This is a genomic window from Novosphingobium sp. SG751A (assembly GCF_013149295.1).
In the GTDB taxonomy this organism is placed as follows: Bacteria; Pseudomonadota; Alphaproteobacteria; order Sphingomonadales; family Sphingomonadaceae; genus Novosphingobium.
The window spans coordinates 269571-285913 of the sequence record NZ_JABGCB010000007.1; the positions used below are offsets into that span (position 1 = coordinate 269571).

Genomic DNA, 16343 nt, shown 5'->3' on the forward strand with positions numbered 1-16343 from the left:
TTCCTTACACTGGTGTTGATACGCGCTTTGCCCCTCTTGCGCGGGGCGGGACGATGGCCTTTTGTGCGCGCCAAACCCTTCTTCCTGCGGAGCTTTCATGCGACACGCGATTTCCGGCGCTCTTGCCTTCCTGCTCTCCACCTCCAGCTTGCTGGCCGCCCCGGCCCAGACGCCCGAACAGATCGCGGCGGCCGCGCTGAAGGAAGCCCCGGTGTGGGACGGCCATATCGACGTGCCCGAACAATTGCGCGACCGGCGGCATAACGTCCTCAAAGGCTTCGATTTCCACGATACCACCCGCGAACCGGGCGATGACAAGTGGAACACCGACGCTAAGCCTAAGATCGTGCCGATGCAGACCGATCTGACGCGCATGAAGCAGGGGCATCTTCAGGCCGTATTCTGGTCGGTCTATGTCTCGGCGGCATTGAACGATCAGCAGGCGGTGCAGGCCACCCTTGAACAGGTCGATGTGATGAAGCGCATCATCGCGGCCAATCCGGCCGAGATGCAGCTCTGCGTGGACGCCGCCTGCGTCGAAAAGGCGTGGAAGGCGGGCAAAGTCGCCAGCCTGCTGGGGGCCGAAGGGGGCCATTCGATCGGCGGTTCGCTGGCTGTGCTGCGGACTCTGCATGAGATTGGCGTGCGCTATATGACGCTGACGCACTTCAAAACGACCCCATGGGCCGACAGCGGCACCGATGCGCCCCAGCACAATGGCCTGACGCCTTTCGGCAAGGACGTGGTGCGCGAGATGAACCGGCTGGGGATTCTGGTGGACCTCTCGCATGTCAGCCAGAAGACGATGCTGGACGCGCTGGAGGTTTCGGGCGCGCCGGTGATCTTCTCACACTCCAACGCGCAGGCGATTTCGGGCCATCCGCGCAATGTGTCGGACGAGGTTCTGGACAAGGTGAAGGCCAATGGCGGCGTGGTCGCGGTCAATTTCTTCCCCGGCTATATCAGCCCCGGCCAATACGCGTGGAACGCCCAGCGCGCGGGCGTGATGGCGCAACAAAAGGCGCTGCACCCCGACCGGCCCGATGTGGCCGCCGCAGCCCTCGCCGATTGGGAAAAGGCCAATCCCAAGCCGGTCGCCACGCTGGCCGATGTCGTCGCCCATATCGACCATATCAAGCAGCGCATCGGCATCGACCATATCGCGCTGGGCTCGGACTTCGACGGCGGCTCGGTGGGGCTGCAAGGCCTGCCCGACACCTCGGCCTATCCCGCGCTCTTCGTCGAGCTGGCGCGCAAGGGGTACACCAAGGAGGATCTGAAAAAGATCGCCAGCGGGAATTTCCTGCGCGTGCTGAAGGCGGCTGAGGTTTATGCAGCGGCGCATAAGGGAGATGCTGCGATTGAGAATCCGACGGTGTTTTAAGGTTTTCTGCCTCCGGCGGGTTAAGGGCCCCCGCCCTTAACCCGCCGGAGACACTTAACCTAAAACCCCTTCTTCCACCCCAAACTCACCCCCCGATCATCGGGCAACATGGCATAATGCCCCGGATTGCCCCGCCAGAACAGGTTCAGCCCCGCCGAGCCACCCTTGAGCGGAAACTGCCAGGCCAATTCGGCATCCACCTCGCGCCCGGTCGGAGCCAAAGACAGGCGCCGCATCCCCCAGACCGCACCGGTGTCATAGTCATAGGCGACCGGCAGATGGAAATTCATGCCTCCACGCTCCACACGCAAAGGTTGCGAGACGCGCAGCGCCAGCACATCGCCGACCTTAAAGAAATTCGCGATCGAGCCATCGACCACCCAGCCGTTGGTCACCAGCCCCGACCCCGCGCCGATGAAGCCCGACCCGCGCGCCCGGGTAAAGCCCTGCCGCCACGCCGCGCCAAAATGGAAATCGGGATAGGGCCGCCAGCCCAGCGCGGCATCCACAAACACCGTGTCCGCCCCATGCGCCCCCAGCGCCGGATTGAACCGCGCGCCCAGAATGCCGCGCTGCTCGCTCATCCAGCTTGCGCCAAGACTGGCCTCGATATCGCCCCGCCGCCGGTCGAGGGCAAAACCGAAGCGTTGTACAAGGTCGCGGCTCTCGCCCTGACTCGACGAGCCGAACGCCTGCCATGGCGATCCGGTCCAACCATAGCCCTGCTGGCCCATCACCGTCAGGCCCCATTGCCCAAGGCCTCCTTGTCCCAAACTGCGCCTGATCGCCAGCGAGGTCTCGCCGCTGCGGAAAAAGCCGGTGTCCTCCAGCGGATTGCCCGCCACCATGAAGGCGGGCCGGTCCTGCCCCTGCAGGGAGGCGACCAGCCCGTCCGCCCCCTGCGCCATGGCAAAGCCCATCGACAGCCCCGGCGCCACCCGCGCGATCACCCGCCCGGCCAGCACGCGGGCCGCGCTCGCATCCTCCTGGCTAAGCCGCAGCGCGCCCGACCATGGCAGCGCCAGATTGCGCCCGGTGGCATCCACCGTAAAGGCCATTGCCACCGCGCCGTCGCCCAACGAAAAGCCGCGATTCCGGTTCACCAGCGCCGGGGTCAGTTTCGGCATCAGCGACGCGCCGCGCAGCCCATTGGCCAGATTGACCCCAAACGCCCGCCCATATGAATCCAGCACCACCGAAGCCACCGAAGCCCTCTGCGCCGCATCGCCCATCGCGGGCGATGTCACCGCGCTGGTCCCGCCCAGAGCCATTTGCGTCGATGTCCCGGCAAGCGAGGTCGCCCCTTGCGCATTGAACGCTGCGGCAATGTCGAGGCTCCCGCGCCCATAAGTCGCATCCTGGCCTGTCGCGCCAAGGTCGGTGGCGGTAGTCAGCAGGATCGACACCGCCTGCGCCGCTGTCAGGTTGGGGAAAGCCTGCCGCAACAGCGCCACTGCGCCCGCAATCTGGGGCGCGGAAAAACTCGTGCCGTTATAGACCGTCGTATAGGTCGTGCCGCCCGAGACCGTGGTTTTGATGACGCCGTTTTCATACTGGCAGCAGATCTGCTCGCCCAGCGCCGTCAGATAGGAGGCCGCCTCGGTCCCGGCCCGGTTGGAAAAGCTGGAGATGACATTGGTCGATCCCACAGAGCCCGCGATAATGACATTGCCATTGCCCGCCGCGCGCACGCCCGAGGCAAAAGGATCGACCTGGGCCGACCCGTCATTGCCCGCCGAGACCACCACCACCACGCCCGCGCCCGCCGCGCTGGCGATGGCATTGGTGATATTGGCATTGGGGCTCGATCCGCCCAGCGACAGGTTGATGACCTTGGCCCCGGCGGCGATGGCGGCGGTGATGCCCGCCGCGATGGCATTGTCGCCAAAACTGCAACCCGCGCTGCTGGCGCAACTGCCCGCCGTATCGACGCGCATGGCCGCGATGGTGGCGTTAAAGGCGATGCCCATCACCCCCACCCCATTGCGCGCGGCTGCCGCCACCTGAGCCACCGCAGTGCCATGATCGCTGTCGGCATTGTTCAGGCCCCGGCTGCCCGCCAGATCGGTGGAGGCGCTGGAAATCCGCCCGGCAAATTCGGGATTGGTGGTGTCCAGCCCCGAATCGACGATGCCGATGGTCACGCCCTGCCCGCTGGCGCCCGCCGCCCATGCGGTGATCGCGCCATGCTGCGAGGGTCCGGTCGAGCGGTTGTATTCGGCGGTCTGGAAACTGGCCGAAGGGGTCGGGGTGATGATCGCGCCTGGAGAGACGGTGGCAGTTGGCGTGGGCGTGGGCGTCGCGGTGGCGGTCGGCGTGGCGGTGGCGCTGCTGGTGCCGCTGGGCGTGGAATTGACCGCGCCGCCGCCCCCGCCCCCGCCACAGGCCGCAAGCCCGGCCAGCCCCGCGCCTACCACCGCCGTGAGCGGCAAACGCCCGATCAGCGCCAAAGACCTGTACACCCCATCCCGATTCATAAACCCGTCCCCCTGCGCCCCCTTCCTGCACCCTTTCCAGTAAACACCGGGTAACGATCCGCCTTCGCCCTTGTTCTGCGGCGCATCAGGCGATAGGCGCTATCATCAAACAGGCTTATGCCGTCCCCCTTCGCAAAGAGGCCAAGACCATGACCGACACTACCGTCCTTGCCGCCGCCATCGAGGCCGCCTGGGAAGCCCGCGACACCGTCACCCCCGCCAGCGCCGATGTGCGCGCCCATGTGGAGGCGGCCTTTGCCCTGCTGGAATCGGGCGCGGCGCGTGTGGCCGAAAAGATCGACGGCGAATGGGTGGTCAATCAGTGGCTGAAAAAGGCCGTGCTGCTCTCGTTCCGCCTGAACGACAATGCGGTGGTGCCGGGCGGTTCGGCAGGCTCGCCCGCCTTCGACAAGGTGGCCAGCAAGTTTGACGGCTATGACGACGCCAAGTTCCGCGAAGGCGGCTTCCGCGTGGTGCCGGGCGCGGTGGCGCGTGCGGGCTCGTTCATCGGCAAGAACGTGGTGCTGATGCCTTCGTTCGTGAACATCGGCGCCTATGTGGGCGAAGGTTCGATGGTCGACACCTGGGCCACCGTGGGTTCGTGTGCGCAGATCGGCAAGGGTGTTCACCTGTCGGGCGGCGTGGGCATCGGCGGCGTGCTGGAGCCGCTTCAGGCCGGGCCGGTCATCATCGAGGACGGCGCCTTTATCGGTGCGCGCAGCGAAGTGGTTGAAGGCGTCATCATCGGCGAGGGCGCGGTGCTTTCGATGGGCGTGTTCATCGGCGCATCGACCAAGATCATCGACCGCGCCACGGGCGAAGTCCATATCGGCCGCGTGCCGCCCTATGCGGTGGTTGTGCCCGGCTCGATGCCCGGCAAGCCGCTGCCCGACGGCACGCCGGGACCGAGCCTCTATTGCGCCGTGATCGTCAAGACCGTGGACGCCCAGACCCGCGCCAAGACCGGCATCAACGATCTGCTGCGCGACTGATCCGGGACCGCAAAGGCTCATGAAAAAGCGCGCCTTCGCTCTGCTGCTCGCCTTGCTGGCTCCGCTGGGGCTGGCCTCCTCCGGGGCGGCCGACGCACAGAGCGCGCGCGCGCCCAAGACCCCCATGGCGGCGGCGCAGGTCTTGCGCCGCCTGCCCCATGATGCCCATGCCTATACCGAGGGGCTGTTCATTCATAACGGACAGCTCTTTGAAAGCACCGGCATGGAGGGCCGCTCCAGCCTGCGGCGGGTCGATCTGGCCACGGGCCGCGTGCTGGAGCAGACCAACCTGCCGCGCCCGCTGTTTGGCGAAGGGATTGCGCCATGGCGTGATCAGATCCTGATGCTGACATGGCGCGACGGGATGGGCTTTCGCTTTACCCGCGCCGGGTTCAAGCCGCTTGGCCGCTTCACCTATATGGGCGAAGGATGGGGCATGACGGCGCGGCCCGATGGGGCCGAACTGATCATGTCGGACGGCAGCAGCACTTTGCGCTTCATCGACCCCGCCACATTCCGCACCCGCCGTCTGCTCAGCGTTACCGCCGACGGGATCGGGGTGGACATGCTCAACGAGCTGGAATGGGTCAACGGCGAGATCCTCGCCAATGTCTGGATGACCAGCCGCATCGCGCGGATCGATCCTGTCACCGGCCGGGTCAAGGGCTGGATCGACCTTGCCGCGCTGGCGCGTGAGGCAGGGGCCACCGGCCCCGATCAGGTTGCCAACGGCATCGCATGGGACGCGGTGGGCAAGCATCTTTACGTTACCGGCAAAGAATGGCCGATGATGTTTGAAATCGCCGCCCCGCATCCTTGATCGGGGACATGGACAAACCGGCCCCGCGCCGTCATGTCTGAGGCCTGATGCACAACACGCTGCTCCTGCAATTTGCCGTATCCTCGGCCATGGTCGTGCTCTGCGTGATCGTGCATGGCTTTGGCCTGTTCGGCCTGACGCGCGCGCTGCGCAGCGAGGCCAATGTGGAAAGATTGCGCCATATCCGCCCCCTTTCGCCGCGCGGGGCCATCTTCACGCTGTCCATCGTGGTGGCGATCATCGCGCTGCACGGGGTGGAAATCTGGGCCTTTGCGCTGGTCTATTTCGCGGTGGGCGCTGTGCATGGGCTGGAGCCCTCGCTCTATTTCTCGACCATCTCCTATTCGACGGTGGGATACAGCGACATTCACATCACCGCCAACTGGCGGCTGATCGGGGCGTTTGAGAGCATTCTGGGGATGCTGCTGCTGGGCTGGTCCACCTCGTTCTTTTTCCGCATGCTGGGGCGCATAGACGCGCATTGATGCGCCATGGAAAACCCGCGCATTAACGCCGCTTGCGGCCCGGCCTTGCCCGCTTTACGGATGGGCGGTTGCGCCAAGACGGGATAGACCTTTTTCATGCCGATCATCCATAGCCTGCTGGGAATGCTGCTCATTCTGGGGATCGCTTTTGCGCTGTCCTCCAACCGGCGCGCGGTGCGGCCAAGGGTGGTGCTGGCCGCCTTTGGGCTTCAGGCGGGGCTGGCGGCACTGGTGCTTTATGTGCCTGCGGGCAATGCCGCGTTGCAGGTCGTGGCGGGCGGGGTGTCCTCGCTCTTGGCCTATGCTCATTCGGGGGTGGATTTCCTGTTCGGCCCCTTGGCGAAACCGGAAATCGGCGGGGCCAGCTTTGCCATTTCGGCGCTGCCGGTCATCATCTTCTTCGCATCGCTGATCTCGATCCTCTATTATCTGCGCATCATGCCGCTGGTGATCCGCTGGATCGGGGGCGGGCTTGAAAAGCTGACGGGCATCAGCCGGATCGAATCGCTATGTGCGGCCAGCAATATCTTTGTCGGCCAGTCCGAGGCGCCGCTGGTGATCCGGCCCTATCTGGCGGCGCTCTCGCCTGCGCAATTGTTCTGTGTGATGACCGTGGGCATGGCGGGTGTGGCGGGCACGATTCTGGCCGCCTATGCCAGCATGGGCATCCGCATCGACTATCTGGTGGCCGCCGCCTTTATGTCGGCGCCGGGCGGGATCTGCATGGCCAAGATCATGATGCCCGATCCGCGCACGCCCCCGCCGGTCGATGGCGATCTGCCCGAAAACATGGTGCCTCCCGCTGGTCTTGCCGCCGCCGCATTGAACCGCGCCGATGTGACGCATCAGCCCGGCGTGCATGTGGATGAGCCGGTGCCGCTGGCCCATGACGAGGAACGCCCCGCCAATATCATTATGGCCGCCAGCGAAGGCGCGCAGACCGGCGTGAAGCTGGCCGTGGCCGTGGGCGCGATGGTGCTGGCCTTTGTGGCGCTGGTGGCGCTGGCCAATGGCATCGTGGGGGGCGTGGGGCACTGGTTCGGCATTCCCGATCTCTCATTCCAGAAATTGCTGGGCTATCTGTTTGCGCCGATCTTCAGCCTGCTGGGCGCGCCGACATGGGCCGAGGCGATGCGCGCGGGCGGCATGTTCGGGACCAAGATCGTGCTCAACGAATTCGTCTCCTTCATCGACCTTGGGCAGGCCAAGGAATTGTCAGCCAAGACCGTGGCCATCGTCACTTTTGCGCTGTGCGGCTTTGCCAATTTCTCGTCCATCGCGATCCAGATGGCCGTGACCGGCAGCCTTGCCCCCAACCAACGCCCCCTGATCGCCAAGATGGGGCTGAAGGCTCTGGCGGCCGGCGCCTTGTCCAATCTGATGAGCGCGGCGCTGGCCGGGCTGTTCCTGTCGCTGTAACACCATGAGCCAGCGTTGGGATGAAGAATGGGCCGCCGCTATGCCCAAGCGCGCGCGGCCAAGGCGTAAGGCAGGCATCGGCACGGTGTTCACCGCCGTGCTGCTGTTGATGGCGATCAGTGTGGTCAGCACGCGCTGGCGGCAATGGAGCGCGCCGCAACCCGCAGGCATAACGGCATCGGACCTCAAACCCGCCGCGCAGGACCGCGAATCGGCCCATTTCGCCCTGTGCAAAGGCCATGTCCGCGTCACCTGCGTCGTCGATGGCGACACGATCTGGTTTCAGGGCGAGAAGATCCGCATCGCCGACATCAACGCTCCCGAAATCAGCCACCCGCAATGCGATTACGAGGAGCAGTTGGGCGACAAGGCCCGCGACCGGCTGATGGGCCTGCTCAATGCGGGCGCGTTTTCCGTGGTGGTCGAGGGCAGCCGGGACGTGGACAAATATGGCCGCAAATTGCGCGATATCACGCGGGGCGGGAAAAGCCTTGGCGCGGTATTGGTCAGCGAAGGACTGGCCGAGCGGTGGACCGGGCATCGGCGGGATTGGTGTCATTGATTTTTAGGGGTTAAAGATGCCTCCGGCGGGTTAAGGGCGGGGGCCCTTAACAATCCCGGTATTGTCTATGTCGTGCCCTGTCTCGGCCAAGGCTGATCAACGCGGCGTTGAAATGATAAAGCCTGCGGCGCTTGAAGGTATACTTCTCCGCGCCGCAGGCTTTCAAAACCACAAATTCAACGTCTCCCCTGCGAACCACACCCCAAAAATGGGATTGCAAAGGGACGAGTCCCTTTGCCCGCCGGAGGCATCAAACCCCTAAATCACAAAGTCCAATCCGCCGCATCCCCCAACTCACCCTTAAGGTCAGCCAGAGTCCCCCCGGCGTTCAACAGCCCGCGCAGAGCCTCCCCGCCCAGTTCGTAATATTCGCGGTGCGGCACGGCAAGGACGACCATGTCATAGGTCCGCTCCAGCGCATCATGGACAAGCGGGATGCCATATTCATGCATCGCCTCATCGCCATCGGCATGGGGGTCGTGGACCGCCACGCCATGGCCCAAACGGCCCAGCGCCGAGACCAGATCCGCCACCTTGGAATTGCGCAGATCGGGGATGTTTTCCTTGAAAGTCAGGCCCAGCATCAACACGCTGCCCGGTTTCCCGCCGCGCGCTTTGTGCAGTTCCTTGGCCACCCACCCGGCCATCGAATCGTTGATGCCGCGCCCTGAGAGGATCACGCGCGGATCAAGCCCAAGCTGTTCAGCCCGGTGCGACAGATAGTACGGATCCACCCCGATGCAGTGTCCACCCACAAGGCCGGGCGAGAAGGGCAGGAAGTTCCACTTGGTCCGCGCTGCCGCCAGCACATCCCAGATCGAGATGTCGAGCTTGTTAAAGATCTGGGCGATCTCGTTCATGAAGGCGATGTTGATGTCGCGCTGGGCGTTTTCGATCACCTTGGCGGCTTCGGCGGCCTTGATGCTGGCCGCACGGAAGGTGCCGCCGCTGGTCACCGAACCATAGAGATGGGCCACGCGGTCGAGCACTTCGGGCGTCTGGCCCGAAACGACCTTGGTGATCTTGTCGATCGTATGTTCGCGGTCGCCCGGGTTGATGCGTTCGGGGCTGTATCCGAGAAAGAAGTCGCGCCCGCACAGCAGGCCCGAATGCGCCTCAAGGATGGGGGCGCAAATGTCCTCGGTCACGCCGGGATAGACGGTGCTTTCATAGACCACCACCGGCACACGCCCTTCGGCAATAGCGGCGGGCAGCATCGCGCCCACGGTGCGGCTGGCGGCCTCGACCATGCGCAGATCGGGACGATTCGCGCCGTCGATGGGCGTGGGCACGGTCACGATATAATAATCGGCCGGGGGGCAGACCTGCGGATCGGCGGCCAACGCCAGCGTGCTGGCGGCAAGGCGGTCGCGGTCGATTTCGCCGGTGCGGTCATGGCCGGAGTTCAATTCATCAATGCGGCGCACGTCAATGTCGAGGCCGACCGTCTCAAACTTGCCCGCCAGCGCCACCGCCAGCGGCAGGCCGACATAGCCCAGCCCAACCACCACCACGCGGGTCACCCGCTGGACCGCATCCACAGAACCAAGCGATACAGGCGCGGCATCATCCACCGCCACCTTGGAATACATATACGTCAAAGCGAACCCCCTCTGGCGGCTCGGCATGGAATTTGCCGCCCGGAGGCTTAGGCCCAAGGCTCTTATATTACAGTTAACACCTGCGAAGCTAAAGCAGCCGCGGCAAACGGCCCATGAAGGCAACCAGAAAGCAGAGTATTCGCATGACCGATCAACCGGCCAAGATTCTCGTTATTTTCGGCACCCGCCCCGAAGCGATCAAATTGTTCACGGTGGTGGCGGCGCTGAAGCAGGATCCGCGATTCGAACCCGTCGTCTGCGTTTCGGCCCAGCATCGCGCGATGCTGGATCAGGTGCTGGAAATTGCCGGGATCGTGCCGGACCATGACCTTGACCTGATGCGCCCGAATCAGACGCTCGACGGGCTGACCGCCGCGCTGCTGACCGAATTGGGCGCCGTGATGGACAAGGTTCAGCCCGACCGCGTGATCGTTCAGGGCGATACGGCCACCGCCATGGCGGGGGCTCTGGCGGCCTATTACCGCAAATTGCCGGTCGATCATGTCGAGGCGGGGCTGCGCTCGGGCAATATCTATCACCCATGGCCCGAGGAGGTGAACCGCAAGATCATCGGGGGCATCGCTTCTTTGCATTTTGCGCCGACCACCACCAGCGAGGCGGCGCTGCTGCGTGAAAACGTCAGCGCGGACCGGGTCCATGTTACGGGCAACACCGTGATCGATGCGCTGCATTGGGTGCTGGCGCGAATCGAGGCGCAGCCGGAACTGGCCACCGGGCTGGATGAACTGGCCGAGCGCTTCAAGGGCAAGCGAATCATCGGCGTCACCAGCCACCGCCGCGAGAATTTCGGCGAAGGCATGGAAAATATCGCCAGCGCGATTCGCCAGATTGCCGAAAGGCCCGATACGGCGATCATCTTCCCCGTGCATCTCAATCCCAATGTGCGCGCGGTGATGAATGAGCGGCTTGCGGGCCTCGATAATGTCGCGCTGATCGAGCCGCTCGATTATCCGCATTTTGCGCGGCTGCTCTCGATGGCCGAAATCATGCTGACCGATTCGGGCGGAGTGCAGGAAGAAGCGCCTGCGCTGGGCAAGCCTGTATTGGTGATGCGCGAGACGACCGAGCGGCCCGAAGGGGTTGTTGCCGGAACGGCGCGGCTGGTGGGCACCGATTCTTCACGTATTGTTTCCGAAATCTTCAGCCTTCTTGACGATAAGGCCGCCTACGAAGCCATGGCGCGCGCCCATAACCCGTTCGGGGATGGGCAGTCCTCGCGCCGCATCGTGGACGCGCTGGCGCAGGAGGTATGGGGCGCATGAAATCGGACAAGAAGCCTGACGTTTGTGTGGTGGGCCTGGGATATATCGGCCTGCCCACTGCCGCCATTGTCGCCCGTTCGGGCTGCCGCGTACGCGGCATCGATGTCAGCCAGAAGGTGGTGGACACGATCAATCGCGGCGAAATCCATATTGAGGAAGTCGATCTGGACGGGCTCGTCCATGCCGTGGTGGGTCGCGGGCTGCTGACGGCCTCGCTGGAGGTTGCGCCTGCCGATGTGTTTGTCATCGCCGTGCCCACGCCCTTTGGTCCGAACCACGAACCGGATGTGTCCTATGTGCTGACCGCGGCGCGCTCCATCGCGCCGGTGCTCAAGCATGGCGATATCGTCATCCTCGAATCGACGTCGCCGGTTGGCACCACCGAGCAGATCCGCGATCTGTTTGCCGAAATGCGCCCGGATCTGAAAATTCCCGGCCTGACCCGCGACACGCCCGATATGTCGATCGCCTATTGCCCGGAACGCGTGCTGCCCGGCCGCATCCTGCACGAGCTGACCGAGAATGATCGCTCCATTGGCGGCATCACGCCCCGTTGCGCGCGCAAGGCAGTGGGCTTCTATAAGATCTTCGTGCGCGGCCAGTGTATCGCCACTGATGCGCGCAGCGCGGAAATGACCAAGCTGGTCGAAAACGCCTATCGCGACGTGAACATCGCCTTTGCCAACGAGCTCTCCATCGTCGCCGACCGCATGGGTCTGGACGTGTGGGAAGTCATCAAGCTGGCCAATCGCCATCCGCGCGTGAACATCCTGTCGCCCGGTCCGGGCGTGGGCGGCCATTGCATCGCGGTCGATCCGTGGTTCATCGTGTCGAGCGCGCCTGCCGAAACGCCCCTCATCCGCACCGCGCGGGGCGTGAACGACGGCAAGATCCACCACGTGATCGCCAAGGCCGACGAACTGATTGCCGCCCATCCGGGTGCCCGCATCGCGGCGCTGGGGCTGGCGTTCAAGGCCAATATCGACGATTTCCGCGAGAGCCCGGCGCGCCTTGTCGCCGCCACCCTCGCCCGCAAATATCGCGAACGGATGAGCATCGTCGAACCCTATGCCACCGTCCTGCCGCGCGAGTTCGAAGGCACAGGCGCGACCCAGATCGACCTCGACGAGGCGCTGGAGGAATGCGACATCCTGCTGGTCCTCGTCGATCACGACGCCTTCCGTCAGGTGCCTCTGGCCGAACGTGCAGGCAAGATCGTCTATGACACGCGCGGCATCTGGCCCGATCAGCCCAAGGGTGGGGTTGAGGTTGGCGAGGGGTTGAGATTGGTGGGGTAAGGTTTGCCTCCGGCGGGCAAAGGGACTCAGTCCCTTTGCAATCCCATCAATGGGGTGGTGCCGGGGTGGCCAACTTGCGTGTATCTCTATCATTTGAAAGCCTGCGGCGCGGTGAGGTTCTGCCTTAAAGCGCTGCAGGCTTTATCATTCCAACGCCGCGTCGCGATCAAAGCGCCACATCGACAGTATCGGGATTGTTAAGGGCCCCCGCCCTTAACTCGCCGGAGGCAAAACCTGCCCCTAACAATCAAATCCCCCCATACCACTGATACCCGGCCACATCCTCCCAATAGCCGCCCTTGCCGCCATAGAGCCCGGCAAGCGTATCGCGCACTTCCACCCGCATCACATATTTGGCCTGCTTATACCCCAACTGCCGCTCGACGCGCAGGCGAACCGGGGCGCCATGCTCCACAGGCAATTCGCGCCCGTTCATGCCCCAAGCCAGAATCGTCTGGAGGTGGAAGGCGTCCACAAGGTCGATGCTTTCGTAATAGGGATCCTCGCCGGTTTTGTCGGCGCAGTGGAACACCACGAATCGCGCAGAAGGCATCAGCCCAGCCATGGCCAGCACCTGCGCCAATTGCGGCCCCTGCCACTGGCCGATGGCGGACCATCCCTCGACGCAATCGTGACGGGTGATCTGGCGGCGCTGGGTCATGGCTTTGAGCGCGGTCAGCGGCAGATCGAGCGGGCGTTTGACAAGGCCATCGACGCGCAGCGACCATCGCGCAAAGCCCTCTGCCGCATGGGCCGCCCATGCCGCATCGCCCTCGGTGTTGCCGTTGGAGCGGAAGGTGGGCGACATGTCGGCCTCGCGAAATTCGCGCGCCAGAGCATCGCGGCCCAGCAGCAGCCTTTGCGCAGGCATATGCAGCCCCGCCGCGCCTTCTACCCAGCCTTCAATCGTGGGCTGGCGAACGACCCGATCGCAACCCGAAAGCAGCAGGCCGCCACCCGCGATCAGGCCCCTCCTCGATATTGTGGGCAGCGAAATCATGGCCTGTCTCCCTCGCGCTTTTGGCCCGTAATCATGCCGCGCACCTGATTCACCGGCCCCGATGCCAGCACCATCGCCAGATGCACCACCACGAACAGCCCAATCCCGCAAAGCCCGAGAAAATGCAGCGAACGCGCCGATTGCCGCCCGCCCAAAACATCGAGCAGCCACGGCGCCGCCGCATCCATCCCCGGCGATAGCGCCAGCCCGGATGCAATCATCAGCGGCAGCAAGCCGAACAGCACCCCGGCATAGGCCAGCTTCTGCAACACGCCATAGCCATCATCATGAAAGCGAAAGCGCAGATGATCGACCACATCGCGCGCAATCGAACGCGGCGACCATTCGGCCCGCGTGATGTGCAGATCCCGCCTGATATGCCCATTGGCCAGCGACCAGAGCAGATAGGCCGCCAGCCCCAAGGCCAGCCCCCATGCGAAAGCCAGATGCCAGCTGCGCGCCAGCGCCAGATCATAGGTCGAGGGCAGCGTCATCCAGCCGGGAAAGGCCAGCGCCAGTTCCTGCCCATCGCTCCCTCGCGAAAGGCCAAAGATTCCGGTGGTCTCAACCGTATGCCCCAGCAGGGTGATGCCGCCGTGATTGGCCCCCGCATCATCGGTCCAGACGCCAAATTCCAGCCATGCCGGATCGTCATTTGCGCCGTAGGCCCCCCAATAGAGTCGGGGATGGGCGTTGAAGATCATCAGCCCGCTCATCGCCATCACCAGCAGCACCAGCACATTGGCCCAATGCCACAGCCGCGTGGAGAGTCGGTGACGGCGCGCCGGAGCGCGCGGCGCATCGCTGCCCTCGCGCAGGATGCGGCCCTTGAAGGGAGTGAAGTTCTTGTCCTCATCCATAGCGCGAATCTAGGCCAGCAATGCCCGCCCGGCAAGATAGGACCAAAATCGCAGCGTCCATATGTGCGCCACAGGTGGGCCGGGCGTAAACTCTGTTCATGTCCGCAACCGCCGCCCTCTTGCGCATTCCGGGAAATTGCCCTGCCGCCTTCAAGGCCGAAGCCCGGCCCGAAGCGGGCAAGGATCAGGGGCGCCCCCATCACGGCGACGGCGGCATGCCTGTGCGTTTTCCACCGCTTGCCAGCCGCTTACCCCGCCCGTCCGCGCATGGCCGCGCCCATGCCGCCAAAGGGCGCGCCGAGCGCCGCAACAGGCCCGCCTGGATTCGTTTCGGCAGCGCCATGCCGCGCAGCAAAACGGCCCCAAAGCCCGGTCCGGCCGGGCCCGAGGGCGAGGCAAGCCCCATGACGCATCTGCACAATGGAGCGCAGGAACCGGGCCCGATTCGGAGCCGACACGTATGGTTCAAGACCCGGCTGCAATCGTCTGTAACAGTGCCGCCATGTCATATTCGCATACGCAGCATAGCAGGGCGTGGCGCGCAGGATTCCATCAATAAATACACCGAAACGCAAGAATTACGGGAAGATCTTCGCGAGAGAGCGCCATCGGTAACTATACATTCATTCCCGACACCGCCGGACCTTTCATCCAGTTTTTGCCACCATTTCGGATGCGTAAGCAGTTAACTGCGAAGAAAGCAAAGACTACGCTGCACTGCACACAAGGGGGATCATTCATGGTTGCAATGCCTGCGCAATCCATCGCTTCTGCGCGAACGCCTGCCGTCAAGGTCGAGGATCGCCTGATCAATGGCCAGCTCTTGTTTCAGAGCGACCACGATCCTCTCGATGATGACAATGGCGACGAAAGCGAATTTCGTGGCGGTCTGGACTGGTTCCGGACCGTCGACATCGCCCTTTCCATGGCCGCGCTGGTGGTGTTGGCGCCGCTGCTGCTGGCCGTGGCCATCGCGGTCAAGCTGACCAGTGAAGGGCCCGCTATTTTCCGCCACCGCCGCATCGGCCGCAACGGACAGGAATTCTACTGCTTCAAATTCCGCACGATGGTTTGCGATGCGGACAAACGTTTGGCGGCGCTGCTGCGCGAAAATCCGGCGGCGCGAGCGGAATGGGAACGCGATCACAAATTGCGCAACGATCCGCGCATCACGCCCATCGGCGTATTCCTGCGCAAGACCAGTCTGGATGAATTGCCGCAGATCTTCAACGTTCTGCTGGGCACGATGAGCTGGGTCGGGCCGCGCCCCATCGTGGCGGGCGAAATCATCCGCTATGGTCGCCGTTTCAACGCCTATTGCAAGGTGCGCCCCGGCATCACCGGCCTGTGGCAGATTTCGGGCCGCAACGACACGTCCTATCGCCGCCGCGTCGCCATGGATGTGCTTTATGTCCGCACCCGCACCCTGCGGCTCTACAGCCGGATCATCCTGCTGACGGTGCCTGCGGTGCTGCGCCAGCATGGGTCTTATTAAGGCGTAAGGATCGTTTCCATTCGGGGACAATGTGCCCGAATGCTCCTGCGTCCACCGCGGGATCGCCATATCCCGATCGCGGCCAACAGATGCCCCCTCCTTCGACAGACCTGCCTCACGGTTCCAGCCATCAGGCTGATGGCTGGCGGGGGTGCCTGCGCGTAGGGAGGGGGCGAGGCCTTATCGAAGGGATGATCGCGCCTGTCGGATTTGCGCCGACCGGCGCATCGCCCTGTGCACCACCGCATATCGGCGAATTTCGCACAACATTCGGTTTGAAAAGAATGAAATCGGACCTGTGAAATGGCCAGAATAGTCCAATATCAATTCGATGCATTCTTGACCATCCGGTCCATGGCCGAATAAGTGTTACTTCGTAATGACTGCAGATGGCATCAATTTTCCGATCCGCCGAACCGAACAATTCAAATGCCTACTGCATTGGAAAGCATCCAGTTACGGCATTTGATCACAAATATTCGAATAAATATTTCCTGCCGCCATTCATCGCAATGGCGCCCACTTTACCAGCGTTCACGAAACAGTCTTTTGACTGTGAGGGGGTTTAGACGATGAAGATAGCAATGGTTGGCTCGGGCTATGTTGGTCTTGTGTCAGGCGCGTGCTTTGCCGATTTTGGTCACGATGTGGTTTGCATCGACAAGGA

14 protein-coding genes are annotated in these 16343 nt (G+C 63.6%); 10 read left to right on the plus strand and 4 right to left on the minus strand.

What is annotated here, in order from left to right:
- Positions 1-97 precede the first annotated feature (97 nt).
- Entirely contained in the window at positions 98-1384 is a 1287-nt protein-coding gene (locus tag FHW96_RS11950) for a dipeptidase (protein WP_172340788.1), read from the plus strand.
- A 59-nt stretch (positions 1385-1443) separates the two neighbouring features.
- On the opposite strand, the gene FHW96_RS11955 is transcribed toward FHW96_RS11950, so the two are convergent.
- On the minus strand, positions 1444-3861 hold the full coding sequence (locus FHW96_RS11955) for a S8 family peptidase (protein WP_172340789.1): 2418 nt from the start codon (positions 3859-3861) through the stop codon (positions 1444-1446).
- A gap of 149 nt (positions 3862-4010) precedes the next feature.
- Here FHW96_RS11955 and dapD point away from each other — a divergent pair, with 149 nt between their 5' ends.
- The 5 genes from dapD (at position 4011) to FHW96_RS11980 (ending at position 8139) form a co-directional block, all read left to right on the plus strand.
- Positions 4011-4853 carry a 2,3,4,5-tetrahydropyridine-2,6-dicarboxylate N-succinyltransferase gene (gene dapD / locus FHW96_RS11960; protein WP_172340790.1) on the plus strand — a complete coding sequence of 281 codons (843 nt, stop codon included), beginning with the start codon at positions 4011-4013 and terminating at the stop codon, positions 4851-4853.
- Positions 4854-4872: 19 nt separating this feature from the next.
- The gene (locus FHW96_RS11965; protein ID WP_172340791.1) at positions 4873-5673 is read left to right on the plus strand and encodes a glutaminyl-peptide cyclotransferase; all 801 of its coding nucleotides are present in this window, start codon (positions 4873-4875) and stop codon (positions 5671-5673) included.
- A gap of 47 nt (positions 5674-5720) precedes the next feature.
- Positions 5721-6158, plus strand: coding sequence for a potassium channel family protein (locus tag FHW96_RS11970; protein WP_172340792.1), 438 nt, complete (start codon positions 5721-5723; stop codon positions 6156-6158).
- Positions 6159-6254: 96 nt separating this feature from the next.
- Complete coding sequence (locus tag FHW96_RS11975; RefSeq protein WP_172340793.1) at positions 6255-7577, plus strand: NupC/NupG family nucleoside CNT transporter; 1323 nt, start codon at positions 6255-6257, stop codon at positions 7575-7577.
- Between the two features lie 4 nt (positions 7578-7581).
- The gene (locus FHW96_RS11980; RefSeq protein ID WP_253950895.1) at positions 7582-8139 is read left to right on the plus strand and encodes a thermonuclease family protein; all 558 of its coding nucleotides are present in this window, start codon (positions 7582-7584) and stop codon (positions 8137-8139) included.
- A gap of 263 nt (positions 8140-8402) precedes the next feature.
- Here FHW96_RS11980 and FHW96_RS11985 read toward each other — a convergent pair whose 3' ends face one another.
- Positions 8403-9731 (minus strand): nucleotide sugar dehydrogenase, encoded by a 1329-nt coding sequence (locus tag FHW96_RS11985; RefSeq protein ID WP_172340794.1) that lies wholly within the window; start codon positions 9729-9731, stop codon positions 8403-8405.
- A gap of 152 nt (positions 9732-9883) precedes the next feature.
- On the opposite strand from FHW96_RS11985, the gene wecB reads away from it, so the two are divergent.
- Both wecB and wecC read left to right on the plus strand, forming a co-directional pair.
- Entirely contained in the window at positions 9884-11023 is a 1140-nt protein-coding gene (gene wecB, locus FHW96_RS11990; RefSeq protein ID WP_172340795.1) for a non-hydrolyzing UDP-N-acetylglucosamine 2-epimerase, read from the plus strand.
- Positions 11020-12321, plus strand: a complete 1302-nt coding sequence (gene wecC / locus FHW96_RS11995) for a UDP-N-acetyl-D-mannosamine dehydrogenase (RefSeq protein ID WP_172340796.1) — start codon at positions 11020-11022, stop codon at positions 12319-12321. Before wecB ends, wecC begins: the two co-directional genes overlap by 4 nt.
- Positions 12322-12568: 247 nt before the next feature.
- Here wecC and FHW96_RS12000 read toward each other — a convergent pair whose 3' ends face one another.
- Both FHW96_RS12000 and FHW96_RS12005 read right to left on the minus strand, forming a co-directional pair.
- Positions 12569-13321: a molybdopterin-dependent oxidoreductase gene (locus tag FHW96_RS12000; protein ID WP_172340797.1), complete on the minus strand. Its 753-nt coding sequence runs from the start codon at positions 13319-13321 to the stop codon at positions 12569-12571.
- Positions 13318-14181, minus strand: a complete 864-nt coding sequence (locus tag FHW96_RS12005; protein ID WP_172340798.1) for a cytochrome b/b6 domain-containing protein — start codon at positions 14179-14181, stop codon at positions 13318-13320. The genes FHW96_RS12000 and FHW96_RS12005 overlap by 4 nt, the downstream gene beginning before the upstream one ends.
- Before the next feature lie 739 nt (positions 14182-14920).
- Here FHW96_RS12005 and FHW96_RS12010 point away from each other — a divergent pair.
- Both FHW96_RS12010 and FHW96_RS12015 read left to right on the plus strand, forming a co-directional pair.
- On the plus strand, positions 14921-15676 hold the full coding sequence (locus tag FHW96_RS12010) for a sugar transferase (protein WP_281379402.1): 756 nt from the start codon (positions 14921-14923) through the stop codon (positions 15674-15676).
- A gap of 572 nt (positions 15677-16248) precedes the next feature.
- Positions 16249-16343, plus strand: a 95-nt coding sequence (locus FHW96_RS12015) for a hypothetical protein (RefSeq protein ID WP_172340799.1), incomplete at its 3' end; no start/stop codon positions are given.